Genomic DNA, 4,865 nt, shown 5'->3' with positions numbered 1-4,865 from the left:
GCTGAATTTGAGTCGAATAGTTCTTTTTATAATATCCCCCTAGCCTTGCGTTTAGAGGGAAACCTGAACTCAGAAATCTTAATTCAGAGTTTAGAAGAAATTTGTGATCGCCATGAAGCTTTACGCACCAACTTTATTACCGTTGATGGTATCCCGACCCAGGTTATACAACCACGAACCTGGACAGTTACGGTTGTGGATTTACAGCATTTATCTGGTAGTGAACAAGCAATTGCGTCCCAAGAGTTAGCACAAAATCAAGCGATTCAACCCTTTGACTTAGCTGGTGAACCCTTAATCAGAATCACTTTATTGGTGTTATCTGAAACGGAACATCTCTTGTTAGTCTGTATGCACCACATTGTCAGTGATGGCTGGTCAATGGGGGTATTTATTCAGGAACTAACCGCCCTCTATAATGCCTATATTCAGGGTTTATCTTCGCCTCTCAATCCCCTATCTATCCAGTATGGAGATTTTACCCTTTGGCAAAGACAATGGCTGCAGGGAGAAGTCTTAGAAAACCAATTAAATTATTGGAAAAAACAATTAGCAGACGCACCAACTTTCTTACCCTTACCAACAGATAAACCTCGTCCAGCAGTCCAAACATTTACTGGGGCATATCAAGAGTTTCAACTATCCCTTGAACTCACCCAAAAGCTAACAGAATTAAGTCAGCAACAAGGGGTAACAATGTTTATGACATTGTTAGCAGCCTATGGAATATTACTTTATCGTTATACAGGACAATCAGACATCTTAATAGGCACACCTATAGCTAATCGTAACCGTCGTGAAATAGAGAGTTTAATCGGCTTTTTTGTGAACACCTTAGTAATGCGGACTGACTGTTCAGAAAATCCTAGTTTTCAGGAATTATTGATGAGAGTGAGAGAAATGTCTTTAGGTGCTTATGCTCATCAAGATTTACCATTTGAAATGTTAGTAGAAGCCTTACAAACAGAGAGAAATCTTAGTCATACTCCTCTATTTCAGGTAATGTTTGTTCTTCAAAATACTCCCCTATCTGAAATAGAGTTAACGGGTTTAACTATTGATTCTTTACCCTTAGAAGGTGAAATAGCTAAGTTTGATTTAACCCTATCAATGCAAAATACAGAGACGGGATTGATGGGGGTTTGGGAATATAATACTGACCTATTTAATAGCGAGACTATTGAAAGAATGAACGGTCATTTTCTGACTTTGCTTGAGGGGATTATTACTAATCCAATTGAGGAAATTTCTCAATTACCTTTATTGACTAAAGTTGAACAACAACAGTTGCTAATCAACTGGAATAATACTGAGGTAGATTATCCTACTGACAAGTGTCTTCATCAGTTATTTGAAGAACAGGTAAAACGCACACCCGAAGCGGTAGCAGTTGTATATTCAGAGCAACAATTAACCTACAATGAATTAAATTGTCGAGCTAATCAATTAGCCCATTATTTGCGGAAATTAGGCGTAAAAGCTGATACTTTAGTCGGCATTTCCCTTGAACGTTCCTTAGAGATGATAGTCGGGTTATTAGGAATCTTAAAAGCGGGTGGTGCTTATGTTCCTCTTGACCCTGAATATCCGATTGAACGGTTAAGCTTCATGTTAGAAGATGCTCAATTATCGGTACTGTTAACGCAACAAAAGTTAGGAGAAAATCTACCTCAACATCAAGCTTCGATTATTTGCTTAGATACCGACTGGGAAAAAATCGCCGAAAACAGCCAGTCAAATCCAGAAAACAGGGTCACTCCAGATAACTTAGCTTATGTTATCTACACTTCCGGTTCCACAGGTAAACCGAAAGGGGTGTTAGTCAATCACTCCAATGTCGTGCGATTATTTGCCGCTACAGATGCTTGGTATAATTTCAATGGTCAAGATGTCTGGAGTCTATTTCATTCCTACGCTTTTGACTTTTCGGTGTGGGAAATGTGGGGAGCTTTGTTATATGGTGGACGCTTGGTAGTTGTCCCCTACTTAGTGACCCGTTCTCCCGAAGCATTTTATCAGCTACTATGTCAAGAGAAAGTTACAATTCTCAATCAAACCCCTACCGCTTTTCGTCAGTTAATTCAAGTTGAAGAATCCTTAAAAGGAAGTTTTCCCCCCTTATCAAGGGGGGTTAGGGGGGATCGTTCATCGACAACAGATAACGATTTAAGCTTACGTTTAGTTATTTTTGGAGGAGAAGCTTTAGAAATTAACAGTTTACAACCTTGGTTTCAGCGCCATGGCGACCAATGCCCCCAATTAGTTAATATGTACGGAATTACAGAAACTACCGTTCATGTCACCTATCGACCATTAAGTATGACCGACTTGGATAGTACAGCTAGTGTGATTGGTCGTCCCATTCCCGACTTAAAGGTATATTTACTAGACCAACATTTACAACTTGTACCGGTTGGTGTACCTGGGGAGATGTATGTGGGGGGTGCAGGAGTAACAAAAGGTTATCTCAATCGTCCTGAATTAACAACAGAAAGGTTTATTTCTAGTCCTTTTGAGAAGGATGAAGTGATCCCCCCAACCCCCCTTAATAAGGGGGGCAATGAGCCGTCAAAATTGTATAAAACGGGAGATTTAGCCCGTTATTTACCCAAGGGAGAGTTAGAATATTTAGGACGTATTGACAATCAAGTTAAGATTCGGGGTTTTCGGATTGAGTTGGGGGAAATCGAAGCATTATTAGCATCTCATCCCCAGATTTGGGAAACAGTAGTAATAGTGAGGGATGATACAACAGGAGATAAGCGTCTTGTGGCCTACATTGTGCCACAATCGGAAAAAACGATTACCATTAACGAAATACGGCAATTTCTGAAAGCTAAATTACCCGGTTATATGATACCTAATGCTTTCGTTATCTTAGATACCTTACCCCTTACTGCTAATGGAAAAATAGATCGTCGTGCTTTACCCCCACCAGAATCTAGTAGTGAAACATCAGACAAATATGTTGCTCCGCGTAACCCAATTGAGGATATATTAGTAACTGTTTGGTCAGAAGTGCTAAAAGTCGAGAAAGTGGGTATAAATGATAACTTCTTTGAACTGGGAGGCCATTCCCTACTAGCCACTAAATTAGTAGCACAGATACGCGATCGCTTGAAAGTTGAACTTCCTTTACGTCAGTTATTCAACTCGGCCACACTAGCAGAATTAGCCGAAGGGATTGAACAGTTAAAACAGCAAAAATCCGATACCATCGTTCCAGCCATTTTACCAAGAAAAAGAAAATGAATTTTGAAGAATTACCCCTATCTTATGCCCAACAGCGTTTATGGTTCTTAGATCAATTAGAACCCAACAGTCCCTTTTATAATATTTCCTTGGCCTTGCATTTAGCAGGAAATCTCCAGGTAGATGTCCTCGAAAAAAGCCTACAAGAAATTATTCAGCGCCATGAGTCCCTCCGCACAAATTTCGCCACGGTTGAGGGAAATCCTGTACAAGTAATTAAACCAGAAAGTAATTGGCAATTAACGCTTGTCAATGGTAACGACAGCCCAAAATATCGAGAAGAGCAGGAAATCAAAAAATGGCTAGAAATTCACAGCCATCAACCCTTTGATTTAGCCAATGACTCCCTGATTAGGGCCACCCTACTGAAATTATCAGACACAGAACATTTCTTGTTAATTTGTCTGCATCATATTGTCTCTGATGGTTGGTCAATGGGGGTATTTATTGAGGAATTGACAACCCTTTATAATGCCTATACTAAAGGTTTAGAACCGCTTTTACAAGAGTTACCAATCCAGTACGCAGATTTTGCCATTTGGCAAAGGGAATATCTACAGGGAGAAATCCGAGAAAAACAGTTAAATTACTGGCAAAAACAGTTAGCAGCCGCACCCGCTTTATTACATCTACCTACGGATTATCCCCGTCCTCTAGAACAAAGTTTTCAGGGAGATAGGATAAAATGTGTCCTTTCTCCAGAACTTAGTCAAGGGTTAAATAAGCTGAGTCGGGAAAAAGGTGTCACCTTATTTATGACCCTCTTGACCGCATTTGGGACCCTACTCTATCGTTACACGGGACAAACAGATATTTTAGTCGGTACTCCCATCGCTAACCGTACTCGTAGTGAATTAGCTGGGTTAATCGGCTTTTTTGTCAATACCTTAGTCTTAAGAACAGATTTAGCTGGAAATCCCAGTTTTAGCGAGTTATTAAAACAGGTACGAGAAACAGCAACGGATGCTTACGACCATCAAGATTTACCTTTTGAGATGTTAGTAGAGGCCCTACAACCTGAAAGAAACATGAGTTATACTCCTTTGTTTCAGGTAATGTTTGGCTTAGATAATGAAATTGTAGATAGCATAGATTTAGAAGGAATAAAAGCCACTCGTCAGCCTTTGGAATTTAAGACGGCTAAGTTTGACTTAAGTTTATCTATACAGGTAAAAGAAGCTGGATTAACTGCAATTTGGGAATACAATACAGATCTATTTGATCAAAGCACAATTGAGCGACTATCAGGGCATTTTGTTAACCTATTAACTGGGATTATTGCTAATCCAGAACAAGCAATTAGTCAATTACCCTTACTGACAGAAAGTGAGACTAATCAGTTATTAATTGAGTGGAATAATACTCAAGTTGACTATCCTGATCATTACTGTCTTCATCAGTTATTTGAAGAACAGGTAAAACGGACACCCGACGCGGTAGCAGTTGTATATTCAGAGCAACAATTAACCTACAATGAGTTAAATTGTCGAGCTAATCAATTAGCCCATTATTTGCAGTCTTTAGGAGTAAAACCTGAGCAATTAGTGGGAATTTGTCTAGAACGTTCTTTAGACATGATTGTGGGGTTATTGGGGATATTAAAAGCGGGTGGT

At 39.5% G+C, this 4,865-nt stretch carries 2 protein-coding genes; both read left to right on the top strand.

What is annotated here, in order from left to right; all coding sequences use genetic code 11:
• Window positions 1-3,252 (top strand): non-ribosomal peptide synthetase (locus tag IM515_RS16970; RefSeq protein ID WP_287633470.1); only part of this gene is annotated, 3,252 nt, incomplete at its 5' end.
• Window positions 3,249-4,865, top strand: a 1,617-nt coding sequence (locus IM515_RS16965) for a condensation domain-containing protein (RefSeq protein ID WP_287627290.1), incomplete at its 3' end; no start/stop codon positions are given. The genes IM515_RS16970 and IM515_RS16965, both read left to right, overlap by 4 nt.

The sequence above is a fragment of the Microcystis sp. M44BS1 genome, assembly GCF_020244875.1.
Classification (GTDB): Bacteria; Cyanobacteriota; Cyanobacteriia; order Cyanobacteriales; family Microcystaceae; genus Microcystis; species Microcystis panniformis.
This window is presented reverse-complemented; position numbering and strand designations above follow the sequence as displayed.